The organism is Saccharothrix sp. DSM 118769 (assembly GCF_052936295.1).
Genome location: NZ_CP193627.1, coordinates 4093426 through 4107548 on the forward strand (window position 1 = coordinate 4093426; position 14123 = coordinate 4107548).

Consider the following 14123-nt stretch of genomic DNA (forward strand, 5'->3'; position numbering starts at 1 on the left):
GGCACCCCGCCTCTTCGCCACTTTCCGGTTACGCGCTACTGGGTCTTCAGGCCCTTCAGGAAGGTGGCGAACGCGCCTGGCCGGAACCGCAGTGTCCCGCCCGTGGGCAGCTTGGTGTCCCGGACGCGCGTCTCGTCGGGCGTGATCGCCAGCTCGACGCAGTTGGGGTTGCTGGAGCTGCGGCTCGACTTCCGCCAGCTCAACTGCTCGTCAGGCTGCATACCTGGTGTCCCTCACTTCTTCGATGAGCTTCGCGGACTGCTCGGGGTTGAGCGCGAGCTTCGCCGCGTCGTCCCACGCCGCGGCCAGCCCGTCCACGTCCACATCGTCCACCGGCCTGATGCCCGAGTGCTCCTCGACGTAGGCCGACAGCGGCTCGTCCGGCTCCGGGTAGCTGAGCAGCGTCAGCGCGGCGAAGTGCAGTCCGTAAGCTCTCGCCCCGAACGGGATCACCTGGATCGTGACGTTGTCCTGGGCAGCCACCACGCGCAGGTGGTCGAGCTGCGCCGCCATGAGTTCGCGCCCGCCGACGACCCTGTGGAGAGCGGCCTCGTCGACCAGGGCGTGCAGCCGGAAGTCCGCGCGGTCGAGGAGGGTCTGTCGGTCACGCCGCTCGGCCGCCGCTTGCGCCGTCCAGCCCTCTCCGGCGGTGAGCGCACGCGCACGCTCGCCGAGTGCCTCGGCGTAGCCGCCGAGTTGCAGGAGGCCGGGCACGATCTGCTGGTCGAGCGTCCGCTCGTGGATCGCCTCGCCCTCGTCCATGCGGAATCGCAGGTAGCTCGGCGGCAGAGTCGCAGCGTGCGCGACCACGACGGCGTCCTTGCTCGCGCGTTCCCAGAGCGCCGTGCCCTCGGCGATCTCCGCCTCGGTCGCCTTCATCAAGGTCAACATCGCGACGAGCGTCGGGTAGCGCGGCAGGTTCGCACCGGTCAGCATCCGGTCCACCGTGTCGCGAGACGTCCGGACGAGCTTCGCCAACTCGGCGGGCTTCAGCCCGGCCCGATCCATGATCGGGCGGACGTGCCGTCCGAGTCGTCGCTTCGCCCGCGTGGTCCCTACTGCCATATCTGCACCTTAACCACTCTGCGTAGCGCTTTTTGCATCGACATCACCCGAACGCAGATGCTGATTTGCGGTTCCGCAAATGGTAGCGTCTGCATCTGCGGGTAGGGGCAACCGTAGCGCGTCGAGGTGAAGCACCGACCGGTGTCCCTCGCACCCGGCGCGCTCGTCCCAAGGGCGCCCCTACCCGTCCGCACAAATCGCGAGGTGGGGGCTACCCCGACCCTGGCGGCGGTCCTGCGAAGGCAGTTCGCTGCTGGAGGCCCCCACCTCGCCCCTGCCTCTGGAGGTGAAGGGATGCACCTTCACCTACACCATCGAGAATTACGAGGTCAGAACACCTATGGAAACCCCTGAAGACGAAGTGCAGCAGCCACGGCGGTCGAGCACCGCGTACACCCGGTGGCTCGGTGAAGAGCTTCGCCTCCTGCGCGGCGACCGCAGGTCCTCCGTGGTGGCCGCAGGGCTGGGGTGGAGCCTTGCCAAGCTGTCGAAGTTGGAGACGGGCAACCGCTGCACGTCGGACGCCGAATTGGGCGCGTTGCTGGGTTTCTGCGGAGTAGACGCCGCCACTCGCGAGCAGTTGGTCCAGATGGGCCGCAACCACAGGACGAACGGGTTCGTCTGCGTGCACGCCGGTCGTCCGGCCGACAACCTCCTACCACTGGCCCTGCACGAACGGCTCGCCGTGGAGATCGTGCACTACAACCCGCTCGTCGTCCCCGCCGTCCTCCAGGCGAACGACTACGCGCGGGCGGTCTTGAGCGTTCGCCGACCGGCCGAACGGGACCTCGGCGCCGCGATCCAGGCCCGCATCGACCGCCGCATCCGCGTCGAGGGCAAGGAGGTGGAGTTCTTCGTCAACGAGTCCGCGCTCAAACCCCGCGTCGACAACGCCGAGATCCTGGCGCACCAGTTGGTCTACCTGCGCCTGGTGGTCAACTCAGGCGGCGTGCGCGTGCGCGTGATCCCGGACGAGGTCGCGGCGGCATTGGTGTTGGAGAGCGGCACGTTCTCGGTCCTCACCCTGCCGGGGCACATGAAGCCCCTGGTCTGCGTCGAGATGAACGGGGCGACGGCCTTCCTGGAGGAGGACTCGGTGCTGGAGGCGTACCGGTGGCAGTGCGAAGTCCTCAGGGAGGCGGCGTTGTCGGTGGACGACTCGCGGCGGTTCATCGAGCGGGCGTCCGGGTGGTACGAGAACGGTCACACGGCCGAGTGGCCAAGCACCACTCTGAGCCGCTGACCGGCCGGCCGAGGAGGCACAGGTGGAACCCTCCGTCTACCGCGTCCGGCTTCGGCGCGACGACTTCGGCGAAGCGCGCAAGGCTGCCGGGTTGGCATCCGACTACGCATTGGCCCGGGCGCTGGGCGTGCACCGCTCCACGGTGTGCCGAGTCCTGGCGGGCGACTTGGACCCGGGAGCGGGGTTCATCGCCGGAGCGGTCGCGGTGTTCGCCAGGTTCGACCGCTACTTCGAGGTGACCAGAGGGCCGAACCTGGTGCTGATGCCGGGCGTCGACGCAGGTCGAGCGCTGATCAACGGGCACAAGGAAAGCGCCGCCCGGCAGTGGTGAGTTCGACAGGACCGAAGAGGAAGGTCGGGAAATGACCGACGCAGCGCGAGGCACCGAATCGGCCGCCTACCGGGCGGCCCTGGACTACGCCGCTCTGGGCTGGCCCGTTCTACCGGGAGCGATCTGGCGCGAAGGGCGCTTCGTCGACCCGGTGACCGGCGGGCCGGTCACCAGCCCGTACTTGCGCCCGGTCGCGGAGGCGACCACCGACACCGCGCTCATCCGCGAGTGGTGGTCCGTTCCGGGGCCTGACGCGCCGCTCGTCCTCACCGTCATCGGCGGTGCCGTGGGTGCCGTCTCGGTCTACGAGTCGCTGGTCGAGGCCGTGGTGGAGCACCCGTGGTTCACCGCCAGGCCGACGCCCGTGCTGCTCATCCCTGCCATGCCCTTCGCCTTCTTCCTCGTTCGACCGCCGCTCTCCCAGGTGCCGTTCAGCGATGAAGCGAGGGTGGTCAACGACGGCGTGACGCTTCCGCTGCCGCCGAGCGCCATGAGCGAAACCGCTGTCACCTGGCTCGTCTCCCCCGAAGAGGCGGGCAACGTCCTGCTCCTGGGCGATGAGCTGGGTGACCTCATCCGCACCCTCAAGACGGCTGCATGAGGCCGGACACCGGGGCTTCACCCATGCCGGGTGCGGTCCAACGGGATGTTGTGAGCTTCCTACCTGGCAAAACGGGAGACGGGGCTATAGCCAGTCAAAAGTTTGACATTGGTCCGGTCGTTCTGTGAGTGCTCCGGAACGATGATCGACCGGCTTCGCACCGCTACCGACGACACCAACGCGGTGAGCCACCTCGCCGAAGCCAGGACGCAACTGTCCGTGGACCCCGTGTCCGCGTAGGCGCTCGTCTCGACCTACTACGACGCCCTCCCAGACCTGCGACCTCCCGGCGACGGCATGGCAGGTAGGTGATCGCGCCACGAGTCGGTACCCGTCACGTCGGCCGGGCCGTCGTGGCTGAGCCCTGAGCCGCAGGGTGGTGCGCTGCGGCGTCGGGAAGCCGGTCAGCAGTCGTCGACCCCGCCCGGCGTCGGGAAGAAAGGTGTCAGCGGGACCGGCGGAGGGTCACCGTCGGGGTCAGCAGGTCCAGCACCTCGGCCAGGCGGGGCAGGGCGTCGCGCGGCTCGCGGACCCAGCGGACCGGGCCGTCGGCGGTGACGCTGGGCGGCAGCGGCAGGTACCGGCCGCCGTCGAGCAGCAGCACACCCGCCGGCAGGACGGGGCGGAGGGCGCGGGCCGGGTCGACCAGGAACGCCCACAGGGTGGGCGACAGCGCGAGCACCGGCACGTCGGCGCGCACCGGAGAGGCCAGGCGGACGTCCACCAGCAGGCCCGCCACGCCGTGCCCGGTGGGCAGGTGGACGTTGCCGCCGGACAGCACGAGCGGCCAGCCCCTGCGCAGGGCGAGGCGCTCCACGGTGGCGTGCAGCTGGTTGGCGTAGCGGGTGGCGGTGCAGGCGGCGGTGTCGTCCACGGTTCCCCCGTTCCTCGGACCGAGCGGACCGAGCGGACCGAGCGCGTTCGACGGGTGTTCGTCGTCGGCGGGGCCGGCGGTTCACCCGCCCCGCGGGCACCTGGTCACCGGCACCTGAGCTGCGCCGCGTCCGCCACCACCCTGGACGAGGACGTGCCGCTCGGCCCGGCGCGCAGCACGACCTGGCCCGTCCCGTCGGCGAGGGGCAGGGCGGCGTCGTACTCCACCCACCGCCCCCGGAACAGGCCCTGCCGGAGCTCGAACGACCACGTGCTCGGCCGCGCGCCCCAACTGGCCGTGTACGGGTACAGGTCGTAGCGGACGGTCGACCTCGCGTCGCCCGAGTCGGGGATGTAGATCCGCACCGCGCACAGCGCGGCGGCCCGGACGGTGGGCACCGCGAACGTCCAGTCCGCGCCGGCGCGGGTCCCGCCGCCGGTGTGCACCACGACGGTGTAGAGGCCGTCGCACCCGTTCTGCGCCCAGCCGCCGGACGGCGCCTGCCTCGCCCAGTCCGCCGAGCCGCGCGGCGGTGCGCAGCGGCCGAGGGTGAACGCGCCGCCGTCGCCGGTCGGGCCGTCCCACGGTCGCCACGGCCCGTCCACCGCGAACGGCGGTGCGCCGGGTTCCGCGCCGTGCCCGCCCACCAGGCGCGGCAGCGACACGCCCGCAGCGGCCAGCACGGCGGTGACGCCCACCGCGACCAGGAGCCGGGTGCGGTGGCGTCGCCGGCGGCAGCGGTCGTAGCGCTGCCGGGCCTTCCACAGCAGGCCCGGCGGCGGGGGACCGGACGAGGTGGGGAGCCGTTCGCGCAGGCGGACGGCCACGTCGTCGAGGTCGTCACCGGGCACGGGCACCGTCATCACCCCGCACCGCGTCACCCTGCCGGGCCAGGCGCTCCCGCAGCTTGGTCAGGGCGCGCAGCCGGTTGCGCTGCGCCGTGCCCCGGTGGACGCCCAGCAGTTCCGCCGCCTCGTCGAGGGTGTGGCCGTCGAGGTCGACCAGCACGACCACGGCCGCCTCCTTCGCGGACAGCGAACCCAGCAGCCGGGCCGCGTCGTGCCTGCCCTCCGCGTCGGACATCCCGCCGTCCACGGCGGGCGACCACCCGTCCTCCAGCGGCACCAGCCGCCGCTGCGACCGCCAGTGCGAGCGCGCCAGGTTGATCGCCGCGGTGAGGGCGTAGCCGTACGGGTTGGGGTGCTCCACGAAGCGGCGCTCCCGGCGCTCGGTGGCGCGCAGCCGCACGTAGACCTCCTGCACCAGGTCGTCGGCCAGGACCGCGTTGCCCACCAGCGCGGCGACCCGCGAGTAGAGCCGGGACAGGACCCCGGTGAAGACCGCGTCGAACTCGGCGACGTCGTCCACCCGGCCGACGCTACTGGGCGGGGGCTGCCCGGCCAGCGGCCGAACAGGTGGAAAGAATCTTCCCGGCGCGGTCATACGGGAGCGCCCCCCGAAGCGTGTGAGAAGTGCACCACGCCGGACGGGGGGTGGGCGGATGCCGTGCGGGGGAGCACGGCATCCGCCCCGGTTCGGCGCGCCCGGCGGTTCGGCGGCGCCTCACCCGCGGCCTAGAAAGCCTGGTTCGCGAACCCCTTGCGCGCCGCCGCGGACAGGAAGGTCTGCCACGCCGCGCTGCTGGTGTGCGGGTCGCCCGTCACGCCCAGCCGCGACTTCGCGGTGGCGAACGCGCTCGTCGTCAGCGGACCCCAGATGCCGTCCACCGACAGGCCGGACGACATGAAGTTGTTGCACAGCGCCTGCACGAACTTCGTGTCGCTCTCCGACCCCGTCACGCACCGCACGGGCAGCCCGCCGAAGTCCGAGTGGATGTGGTCCTCGTGCGCCGCGTTGTACCACCCGTCCAGCACGAACCGGAACCGCCGCCGGCACACCGCGTCCACGGCCAGGTACCGGCGCCGCGTCGCGACCGTGCTCGACGCGTGGTGCCGGTCCAGCGGCGAGATCGTCTGCCCGCCGCTCCAGCGCACGTGGTCGAGGTCCATCGCGGTTCCGGTACCGTGCTCGCCCGGCTTGTTCACGTAGAACCCCGCCGACACCAGGTAGGTGATGCTCCCGTAGGCCGACGACAGCGACCGCAGGTCCCTGATCCACAGCACCAGGCTGTCGTAGAACCCCTGGGTCACCTGCCAGTTGCGCGCGGTGGTGTTGCCGCGGCTGGACCGCCAGTAGTAGACCGGCGTGCCGTCGATGTTCTGGAACGTGATCATCGGGCCGCCTCCGCGGTGATCAGGCGGCCACCGGCCAGCCAGCCGGTGCGGGCGCCGACGACGCCCAGGGCCTTCGCGTCGGCGGGCACGTCCGGTCGCCGCCGACCGGCGTCCAGGGTCCCCGCGAGCGGCGTCGCGTCCACCACGTCGTTGCCGACCCAGTGGCCTTCGGGGGTGAGGCCGCGCACCGCGACCTCGTCCAGGCCGGACCGGGCGCTCCAGGTGACCCCGTCGCGCGAGGTGTGCAGCACGGTCCCGGCGGTGCCGACCGCCGCCGCGACCCAGCCGGCGGAGGTCCGCGCGACCGCGGTGGCCTTGATCCCGTCCGTCCACTCCAGGCCGCGGACGGGCACGGTCGACCAGCCGCCGGCGGTGCGGCGGGCCGCGATGCGCACCAGCGACGCGCGCTCCTGCTTCACCACGGACCCCAGCGCCAGCCCGCCGCCGACGGCGGTGAACTCGGAGCGCACGCCGTGCAGCCGGCGCGCCTCGCGCCAGGTCGTGCCGTCGGTGGACTCCCAGATCGCCGCGGTCGGGTCGCCGCTGAGCGCGCCCACCGCCACGACCCGGTCGCCGTCGGTGGCGACGTCCACGAGGTCCGCGCCGGCGAGCCCGGTGGTGATCCGCACCGACCCGTCGACGTCGACCAGCACCCAGGCGCCGTCGAGGTGGACCAGGGCGAACGCGGTGCCGGCGGGGTCCGTGAAGACCCCGGCCGACCTGGTGGGGGAGCCGGCGCCGACGGCCGGGACGGCGGGTGCCGGAGCAGCCGCCGCCCGGCCCGCGAGTGTTGTCGTGACCGTGGTGCCGAGCGTCGCCGTGACGGCGGCGCCCAGCACGAACTTTCGCCGATCGAGCACGTCAGTCCTTTCGGGGCAGGGGGAAACGCTGACGTGGCGCTAAGCCGGTTGGAAGATTTCCAACCCGAGTATTGATCCACCGGGGCAGTCGGGCAATGGACCGTTCCGCCCAAACGCGCCACCCCGCGGGACGATCCCCGCCGGGCCGCGCCGGCCGCGGCGACCGTGCTCCCCGACCGTGTTCACCGACCGTGTTCCCCGATCGCGCCCCCGGCCGTGCCTCCCTGACTGCGCCTCCCGATCGTGCCCCCGACCGGTCCCGGGGCGGACGCGCTGCCCGTACCCTGAGCCGGTGCACGACCTCCTGCGGTCCCTGTGGGACGAGCCGCGCCCGCCGCACCCGCCGTCGCCGACCCGGTGGGACCGGGCCCTGATCGCCGTGCTCGTCGCGGCCGTCGTCCTGGAGAGCGCGCTGCGGACGGACCTGGCGTCGCCCGTCTTCTCCGCGGTGATCACCGCCGGGCTGCTGCCCACGCTCCTCTGGCGGCGGACCAGGCCGTTGCACGCGGTCGTGGTCGCCTTCGGCGTCTGCGCGGTCGTCCCGCCGGTGACCGACCTCCAACCCGAGCTGAACAGCATGGCCTACCTGCTCCTCCTGCCGTTCGCGCTGTACCGCTGGGGATCGGGCCGGGAGGCCGCGCTCGGGTCGCTGGTCCTGCTGGCCAACCTCGGGTCCTCGTGGGCGTTCGGCGCCGTCGGCCTCGGCGACTCGCTCGGCGGCGCGGTCGTCCTGTGCACCGCCTGCGCCTTCGGCGCGGCGCTGCGGTACCGGGTCAGGGCGCGCACGCGCGAGCTGGAGCAGGTCGCGCTGCTGGAACGGGAGCGGCTCGCCCGCGACCTGCACGACACCGTCGCCCACCACGTCTCGGCGATGGCCATCCGCGCCCAGGCCGGGCTCGCCACCGCCGCCGCGCACCCGGACGCCGCGGTCGACGCGCTCCGCGTGATCGAGTCCGAGGCGTCCCGGGCGCTCGCCGAGATGCGCGCCATGGTCCGCGTGCTGCGGGCGGACGAGCCGGTCGACCTCGCCCCGACCCCGCACGTCGCCGACCTCCGGCGGCTCGCCGCGCGCCCGCACCCCGGCCCGGAGGTCGACGTGCAGGTCGTGGGCGACGTGGAGGACCTGCCGCCGTCGGTCGGCACCGCGGTCTACCGGCTCGCCCAGGAGTCCGTCACCAACGCCCTGCGGCACGCCCGGCACGCCACCCGGATCGCGGTCCGCGTGGTCGCCGACGACCGCTCGGTGCACCTGCGGGTCAGCGACGACGGCGAGAGCCCCGCCCGCCCGGCCACCGTGCGCGGGCACGGGCTGATCGGCATGGCCGAGCGCGCCGGCCTGCTCGGCGGCACCTGCGAGGCGGGCCCGGACCCGGACCGCGGCTGGACGGTCACCGCCGTGCTGCCGCGCACCGGGGTGCCCGCGTGAGCGTCCGCGTCGTCGTCGCCGACGACCAGGAGATCGTCCGCACCGGCCTCACGATGATCCTCGACGCCCAACCGGGCATCGAGGTGGTGGGCCAGGCGGCGGACGGCCGGCACGCGGTCGAGCTGGCCCGCCGGCTGCGCCCCGACGTGTGCCTGTTCGACATCAGGATGCCGCTGCTCGACGGGATCGAGGCCACCCGCGCGCTCGCCGGGCCGGACGTGGCCGACCCGCTCGCCGTCGTCGTGATCACCACCTTCGACCTCGACGAGTACGTCTACGCGGCGCTGCACGCCGGCGCGCGCGGCTTCCTGCTCAAGGACGCCGGGCCCGTGCTGCTCGCCCAGGCCGTGCACGCCGCCGCGAGCGGCGACGCGCTGATCGCCCCGAGCGTCACCGCCCGGCTGCTCGCGGCGTTCGCGGGCGCCGGACCGGCGGCGACCCCGGTGCAGCCCGTCGAGGCGCTCACCGAACGGGAGGAGCAGGTCCTCGCCGCCGTGGCCGCCGGGTGCACGAACGGCGAGGTGGCCCAGCAGCTCCACATCACGCTGAGCACGGTCAAGACCCACGTCACGAGCCTGATGAACAAGCTCGGCGCGCGCAACCGCGTCGAGATCGCCATCTGGGCCCACGAGACCGACCGCGTCCGGCGCGGCGCCCGCCGCTGAGGGACGCCCCTCAGCCGGAAGTACTACCCGGGACCGGCCTTTGGTCCGGCCGAACGGCGGCCTGATTGCCGATGGGCCGGACCCGTCCCGGCGGCCACGATCTGCGGCATGACGACAACAGCGACCCGGCGCGCGCCCCGGCGCGCGACCCGGCCCGGGCGGGAGTCGCTGGTGCCGGCCGGGCTGCTCGCGCTCAGCGCGATCCCGGTGCTCGGCGGCGCCTTCCGCCTGGGCGATCCCGGTGGCGGCGGCACGCCCCTGGTGGTGCACATCATCGGGGCCAGTGGCTACGCCGTCCTGGGCGCCTTCCAGTTCGCGCCCCGGTTCCGCGCCCGGCGGCGGCGGTGGCACCGCGTGGCCGGGCGGCTGGTGGTCCTCTGCGGTCTCGCCGCGGCGCTGTCGGGGCTGTGGCTGACCCTGTTCCACCTCGGGCCGGACGACGGGGGCGTGCTCCTCACCGGCGTCCGGGTCGTGTTCGGCGCGCTCTGGGCGGTGTTCCTGGTCCTCGGCGTCACCGCGGCCCGGCGCCGCGACCTCACCCGGCACCGCGCCTGGATGGTCCGCGCGTACGCGGTCGGCCTGGCCGCCGGCACCCAGGCGTTCACCCTCGGGCTCGGGGCGGCGGTCCTCGGCGACCTCGACCGGACGTCCGAGGCCCTGCTGATGCTCGCCGGCTGGCTGATCAACGCGGCCGTGGCCGAACGGGCCGTGCACCGCTCCCGCACCACCCCGAAACAGGCGGAGGAACGATGAAGGCCATCACCCAGGACCGGTACGGCGCGCCCGACGTGCTGCGGCTCGACGAGGTCGACCGGCCGGCGCCCGCGGCCGGGGAGGTGCTCGTCCGGGTGCGCGCGGCGGCGGTGAACGCCCGCGACTGGCACGTCATGCGCGGCGACCCGTACCTGGCGCGCCTCATGCCCGGCCCGATGGGGCTCACCCGGCCGAAGGTGGCGATCAGGGGCACCGACTTCGCGGGCGAGGTGGCGGCGGTGGGCGCCGGGGTGACCCGGTTCCGGCCGGGCGACGAGGTGTACGGCGAGGTCGACGGTGCGTTCGCCGAGTACGTGTGCGCGCCCGACGACGTGGTGGACGCCAAGCCCGCCGGCCTGACCTTCGAGCAGGCCGCCGCGCTGCCCCTGGCCGCCAACACCGCGCTCGTCGGCCTGCGCGACCTCGGCCGGGTGCGGCCGGGGCAGCGGGTCCTGGTCAACGGCGCGTCCGGCGGCGTCGGCACGTTCGCCGTGCAGCTCGGCAGGCACCTCGGCGCCGAGGTGACCGCCGTGTGCAGCGCCCGGAACGCGGAGCTGGTCGCCTCGCTCGGCGCGAACCACGTCATCGACTACGCCCAGGACGACTTCACCCGCGACGAGGGGCGCCACGACGTCGTGCTCGACCTGGTGGGCAACCGCCCGTTGACCGCCCTCCGGCGCGCGCTCAAGCCCGGCGGGACGCTCCTGCTCTCCGGCGGAGGGGTGTCCACCGGGGGCAGGCCCCTCGGGCCCATGGGGCTCGTCCTGCGGGCGGCGCTGGTGGCTCCGCTCGTCCGCCGGCACCGGGTGCTCGTCCTGGAGGCGCGACCGAGCCGGGCGAACCTGGCGGCGCTGCGGGAGCTCGCCGAGTCCGGGGCGCTCGTGCCGGTCGTCGACCGGACCTACGGGCTCGACCGGGTGCCCGACGCGATCCGGTACGTCGAGGACGAGCACGCCCGCGCCAAGGTCGTCATCACCGTGTGACGCGGTCGGGGGCCCGGCGTCGGGGTGGCGGGGTAGGCTCGGCGGTGTTCGCGACTGGCGTGCCGAGGGTGGGACGGACCACCGGGGAGCGTTGAGCCGACGGGCACCGCGCGCCTGGGTGCTCCGGCAGCGCTCACGCGCGCGTGGAGGCCGTCGTGCACGAACCCGCCATCCCGTCGTTGACCGGGGCCGACCCCGAGGTCGCCCGCCTGGTGCAGGCCGAGGCCCGGCGCCAGTTCGAGAAGGTCCGCCTGATCGCCTCGGAGAACTACGTCTCCACCGCGGTCCTGGAGGCGACCGGCTCGGTCCTCACCAACAAGTACTCCGAGGGCTACGCCGGCCGCCGCTACTACGAGGGCCAGCAGGTCGTCGACCCCGTCGAGCAACTGGCCGTGAGCCGGGCCAAGGCGCTGTTCGGCGCGGACCACGCCAACGTGCAGCCCTACTCCGGCTCGCCCGCCAACCTGGCCGTCTACCTGGCGTTCCTCGACCCCGGCGACGCGGTCATGGGCATGGCCCTGCCCGCCGGCGGCCACCTCACCCACGGGTGGGGCGTCTCGGCCACCGGCAAGTGGTTCCGCGGCGTCCAGTACGGCGTCCGCAAGGAGACCGGCACGGTCGACCTGGACGACGTCCGCGACCTGGCCCTCGCCGAACGCCCGAAGGTCATCTTCTGCGGCGGCACGGCGATCCCGCGCACCATCGACTTCGCCGGGTTCGCCGAGATCGCCCGCGAGGTCGGCGCGGTCCTGGTGGCCGACATCGCGCACATCGCGGGCCTGGTCGCGGGCGGCGCGCACCCGTCGCCGGTCGGGCACGCCCAGGTGATCACCACGACCACCCACAAGACCCTGCGCGGCCCGCGCGGCGCGATGATCCTCACCGACGCCGAGCACGCCAAGCCGGTCGACAAGGCCGTCTTCCCGGGCCTCCAGGGCGGCCCGCACAACCACACCACGGCCGCCATCGCGGTCGCGCTCGGCGAGGCCCTCGACCCGTCGTTCGGCCTCTACGCCCACGCCGTCGTGCAGAACGCCCGCGCGCTGGCCGCCGCCCTGCTCGACCGCGGCTTCGACCTGGTCTCCGGCGGCACGGACAACCACCTCGTGCTGCTCGACCTGACCAACCGGGCCGTGGGTGGCAAGCCCGCCGCCAAGGCGCTCGACCGGGCGGGCATCGAGGCGAACTACAACACCGTCCCGTTCGACCCGCGCAAGCCGTTCGACCCGTCCGGCGTGCGCCTCGGCACGGCCGCCGTCACCACTCGCGGCCTGACCGCCGACCACATGCCGCAGGTCGCGGAGTGGATCGACCGCGCGATCAGGGCGACCGACGAGCACGAGCTGGACCGGATCGCCGCCGAGGTCGCAGACCTGATGACCGGCTACCCGATGCCCGGCTGGGCGTAGCGGACGGCCTCGGCCAGCCGGGCCACGTCGGCCCGGAAGGTCTCGTGCCGCACCGCGACGCACCCCGTCCCCGGCAGCTGGTCGGCGGGCAGCTCCACCCCGTCGACCAGCACCGCGACCACCGGCACCGACCGCGTGAGCGCCGTCTCCACCTCGCCGCGCATCGACTCGTCCGGCGCGGTCCACCCCGGCCCGACGACGGCCAGCAGCACGTCGCACGACGCCACGTCCGGCACGACGGCGCGCCCCAGGTCGTCGAGCCGGTCCGCGATCCGCCCCGCCAGGTGCAGGTCGTGCCGCCGGTGGCTCAGGTACAGCCGGGCGGCGCGCGGCGGCGCTGGCGGGAGCGGGACGCCCGCCAGCGCCGCGAACGCGCGGTCCCGCACGTCGTCCGGTTCCGCGCCGCACCGGACCAGCACGTCCGCCGCCACCCCGTCGCCCTCGGTCAGCACGCCCAGCAGCAGGTGCCCGGTGCCGACGTGCCGGTGCCCCAGGGCCATCGCCTCCCGCACGGCCGAGGCCAGCGCCCGCTTCGCGCCCGGCGTGAACGGCAGGTGCCCCGAGAACGGGACGCCGCCGCGCCCGACCTCCCGCACGTGCGACCGGCAGTCCCCGGGCGTCACCCCGGACGACACGAGCACGGCCGCCGCCGCCCCGCCCTCGCCGAGCAGCCCCAGCAGCAGGTGCCCGGTGCCGACGCAGGCGTGCCCGAGCCCGTGCGCCTCGTCCAGCGCCAGCGCGGACACCCGCCGCGCCTCCTCGGTGTACCAGCCCATCAGCCCACCGCCACCGCGTCGAGCAGCCGTGCCACGTCCTGCCGGAAGCTCTCGTGCCGCACCCGCAGCCCGTGCCGGGACGCCACCGCGCGCAGGCCGTCGGGCAGCTCGTCGGCGGCGGGCACCTCCGCGCCGTCCACCAGCACCGGGATCACCGGCACGTCCCGCCGCAGCGCGGCCTCGACCTCCACCCGCACCAGGTCGTCCGCCAGCTCCAACCGCCGCCTGCCGCGCGCGTCGGTGACCGCCGCCCAGTCCGGCCCGATGATCGCCAGCAGCACCGTGCACGAGGCCACGGCGTCGGTGATGACCCGGGTGAAGTCGGTGCCGAGGCCGATCGAGTCGACGTCCATGAACACGCCCTGCTCGCCGAACCGGTCCACCAGCCGGTCCGCGATCCGCCCGGCGACGTGCGAGGTGCCCTGCCGCCGGTAGCTGACGAACACCTTCGTCGACCGCCGCGGCGACGCGGGCGGGAGGTTCATCGCGGCGAGCAGCCGGTCGCGCACCAGGGGCACGGACGCGCCGCCGGCGCTCAGGACGTACCGCACGCGCGGGTCGTCCTGGTCCAGCAGCGCCAGCAGCAGGTGCCCGTCGTCGACCTCGTCCACCCCGGAGCCCGTCGCCCGGCCGGGCGCGTCGGCCAGCACCGCGCGCACCTCGTCCGACAGGAGGACCTCGCCGGACGACCCCGACCCCAGCTTCTTGATCCCCAGGTACCGCCGCACGCCGGCCGACGTGACCCCGAGGCCGTCCAGCACCCGCCCGGCCGGGCCCTTGGCCTCGACCAGACCCAGCAGGAGGTCCTCCGGCCTGACCACGGACGCGCCGCGCCGTCTCACGGCGTGCCGAGCGACGACCACGGCCTCTTGGGCGCGCGAGGTGAACACCTTCCCCAACCCG

The 14123-nt window shown here is 74.1% G+C and carries 17 protein-coding genes and 1 riboswitch; of the genes, 8 read left to right on the top strand and 9 right to left on the bottom strand.

All coding sequences use genetic code 11. From position 1 onward, the window contains the following. Window positions 1–35: 35 nt before the first annotated feature. Both ACRAKJ_RS17850 and ACRAKJ_RS17855 read right to left on the bottom strand, forming a co-directional pair. The gene (locus ACRAKJ_RS17850) at window positions 36–221 is read right to left on the bottom strand and encodes a DUF397 domain-containing protein (protein WP_447009041.1); all 186 of its coding nucleotides are present in this window, start codon (window positions 219–221) and stop codon (window positions 36–38) included. Continuing rightward, window positions 211–1065 (bottom strand): Scr1 family TA system antitoxin-like transcriptional regulator, encoded by an 855-nt coding sequence (locus ACRAKJ_RS17855; RefSeq protein ID WP_438925772.1) that lies wholly within the window; start codon window positions 1063–1065, stop codon window positions 211–213. The genes ACRAKJ_RS17850 and ACRAKJ_RS17855 overlap by 11 nt, the downstream gene beginning before the upstream one ends. A gap of 340 nt (window positions 1066–1405) precedes the next feature. Between ACRAKJ_RS17855 and ACRAKJ_RS17860 the strand changes: the two genes are divergently transcribed. From ACRAKJ_RS17860 to ACRAKJ_RS17870, 3 genes are read left to right on the top strand one after another with little or no spacing between them, the layout of a single operon-like run. Then, complete coding sequence (locus ACRAKJ_RS17860) at window positions 1406–2308, top strand: Scr1 family TA system antitoxin-like transcriptional regulator (RefSeq protein ID WP_438925771.1); 903 nt, start codon at window positions 1406–1408, stop codon at window positions 2306–2308. A 22-nt stretch (window positions 2309–2330) separates the two neighbouring features. After that, window positions 2331–2639, top strand: coding sequence for a transcriptional regulator (locus ACRAKJ_RS17865; protein ID WP_438925770.1), 309 nt, complete (start codon window positions 2331–2333; stop codon window positions 2637–2639). Between the two features lie 31 nt (window positions 2640–2670). Further along, a complete protein-coding gene (locus tag ACRAKJ_RS17870; RefSeq protein ID WP_438925769.1) occupies window positions 2671–3240 on the top strand; it encodes a bifunctional DNA primase/polymerase in 570 nt (189 codons plus the stop codon). A 445-nt stretch (window positions 3241–3685) separates the two neighbouring features. Here ACRAKJ_RS17870 and ACRAKJ_RS17875 read toward each other — a convergent pair whose 3' ends face one another. The 5 genes from ACRAKJ_RS17875 to ACRAKJ_RS17895 all read right to left on the bottom strand — a co-directional run bounded on the left by ACRAKJ_RS17875 (window position 3686) and on the right by ACRAKJ_RS17895 (window position 7208). Beyond that, entirely contained in the window at window positions 3686–4114 is a 429-nt protein-coding gene (locus tag ACRAKJ_RS17875; protein ID WP_438925768.1) for a hypothetical protein, read from the bottom strand. Window positions 4115–4218: 104 nt separating this feature from the next. Next, on the bottom strand, window positions 4219–4977 hold the full coding sequence (locus ACRAKJ_RS17880; protein WP_438925767.1) for a hypothetical protein: 759 nt from the start codon (window positions 4975–4977) through the stop codon (window positions 4219–4221). After that, window positions 4955–5482, bottom strand: coding sequence for a sigma-70 family RNA polymerase sigma factor (locus tag ACRAKJ_RS17885; protein ID WP_438925766.1), 528 nt, complete (start codon window positions 5480–5482; stop codon window positions 4955–4957). The genes ACRAKJ_RS17880 and ACRAKJ_RS17885 overlap by 23 nt, the downstream gene beginning before the upstream one ends. A 206-nt stretch (window positions 5483–5688) precedes the next feature. Continuing rightward, entirely contained in the window at window positions 5689–6348 is a 660-nt protein-coding gene (locus ACRAKJ_RS17890; protein WP_438925765.1) for an extensin family protein, read from the bottom strand. Then, window positions 6345–7208 (bottom strand): hypothetical protein, encoded by an 864-nt coding sequence (locus tag ACRAKJ_RS17895; RefSeq protein WP_438925764.1) that lies wholly within the window; start codon window positions 7206–7208, stop codon window positions 6345–6347. Before ACRAKJ_RS17895 ends, ACRAKJ_RS17890 begins: the two co-directional genes overlap by 4 nt. Window positions 7209–7500: 292 nt before the next feature. Between ACRAKJ_RS17895 and ACRAKJ_RS17900 the strand changes: the two genes are divergently transcribed. From ACRAKJ_RS17900 to ACRAKJ_RS17920, 5 genes are all read left to right on the top strand, one after another. Further along, the gene (locus ACRAKJ_RS17900) at window positions 7501–8634 is read left to right on the top strand and encodes a histidine kinase (RefSeq protein ID WP_438925763.1); all 1134 of its coding nucleotides are present in this window, start codon (window positions 7501–7503) and stop codon (window positions 8632–8634) included. After that, entirely contained in the window at window positions 8631–9299 is a 669-nt protein-coding gene (locus tag ACRAKJ_RS17905; RefSeq protein ID WP_438925762.1) for a response regulator, read from the top strand. The genes ACRAKJ_RS17900 and ACRAKJ_RS17905 overlap by 4 nt, the downstream gene beginning before the upstream one ends. Window positions 9300–9407: 108 nt before the next feature. Further along, entirely contained in the window at window positions 9408–10052 is a 645-nt protein-coding gene (locus tag ACRAKJ_RS17910; RefSeq protein ID WP_438925761.1) for a DUF2306 domain-containing protein, read from the top strand. Next, window positions 10049–11035, top strand: a complete 987-nt coding sequence (locus tag ACRAKJ_RS17915; RefSeq protein ID WP_438925760.1) for a zinc-binding dehydrogenase — start codon at window positions 10049–10051, stop codon at window positions 11033–11035. Before ACRAKJ_RS17910 ends, ACRAKJ_RS17915 begins: the two co-directional genes overlap by 4 nt. A 40-nt stretch (window positions 11036–11075) precedes the next feature. Next, a riboswitch (ZMP/ZTP riboswitch) is annotated at window positions 11076–11162 on the top strand. A 28-nt stretch (window positions 11163–11190) separates the two neighbouring features. Continuing rightward, window positions 11191–12444: a serine hydroxymethyltransferase gene (locus ACRAKJ_RS17920; protein ID WP_438925759.1), complete on the top strand. Its 1254-nt coding sequence runs from the start codon at window positions 11191–11193 to the stop codon at window positions 12442–12444. Here the strand turns inward: ACRAKJ_RS17920 and ACRAKJ_RS17925 are convergent. After that, on the bottom strand, window positions 12420–13220 hold the full coding sequence (locus tag ACRAKJ_RS17925) for a Clp protease N-terminal domain-containing protein (RefSeq protein WP_438925758.1): 801 nt from the start codon (window positions 13218–13220) through the stop codon (window positions 12420–12422). The two genes, ACRAKJ_RS17920 and ACRAKJ_RS17925, sit on opposite strands and share 25 nt — an antisense overlap. Further along, window positions 13220–14110 (bottom strand): TIR domain-containing protein, encoded by an 891-nt coding sequence (locus ACRAKJ_RS17930; RefSeq protein ID WP_438925774.1) that lies wholly within the window; start codon window positions 14108–14110, stop codon window positions 13220–13222. Before ACRAKJ_RS17930 ends, ACRAKJ_RS17925 begins: the two co-directional genes overlap by 1 nt. Between the last annotated feature and the right edge of the window lie 13 nt (window positions 14111–14123).

Coding starts and splice junctions, on each gene's coding strand:
- ACRAKJ_RS17855 (WP_438925772.1), bottom strand. CDS start 1,065: ATGGCAGTAGGGACCACGCGGGCGAAGCGACGACTCGGACGGCACGTC.
- ACRAKJ_RS17890 (WP_438925765.1), bottom strand. CDS start 6,348: ATGATCACGTTCCAGAACATCGACGGCACGCCGGTCTACTACTGGCGG.
- ACRAKJ_RS17870 (WP_438925769.1), top strand. CDS start 2,671: ATGACCGACGCAGCGCGAGGCACCGAATCGGCCGCCTACCGGGCGGCC.
- ACRAKJ_RS17910 (WP_438925761.1), top strand. CDS start 9,408: ATGACGACAACAGCGACCCGGCGCGCGCCCCGGCGCGCGACCCGGCCC.
- ACRAKJ_RS17850 (WP_447009041.1), bottom strand. CDS start 221: ATGCAGCCTGACGAGCAGTTGAGCTGGCGGAAGTCGAGCCGCAGCTCC.
- ACRAKJ_RS17880 (WP_438925767.1), bottom strand. CDS start 4,977: ATGACGGTGCCCGTGCCCGGTGACGACCTCGACGACGTGGCCGTCCGC.
- ACRAKJ_RS17860 (WP_438925771.1), top strand. CDS start 1,406: ATGGAAACCCCTGAAGACGAAGTGCAGCAGCCACGGCGGTCGAGCACC.
- ACRAKJ_RS17925 (WP_438925758.1), bottom strand. CDS start 13,220: ATGGGCTGGTACACCGAGGAGGCGCGGCGGGTGTCCGCGCTGGCGCTG.
- ACRAKJ_RS17915 (WP_438925760.1), top strand. CDS start 10,049: ATGAAGGCCATCACCCAGGACCGGTACGGCGCGCCCGACGTGCTGCGG.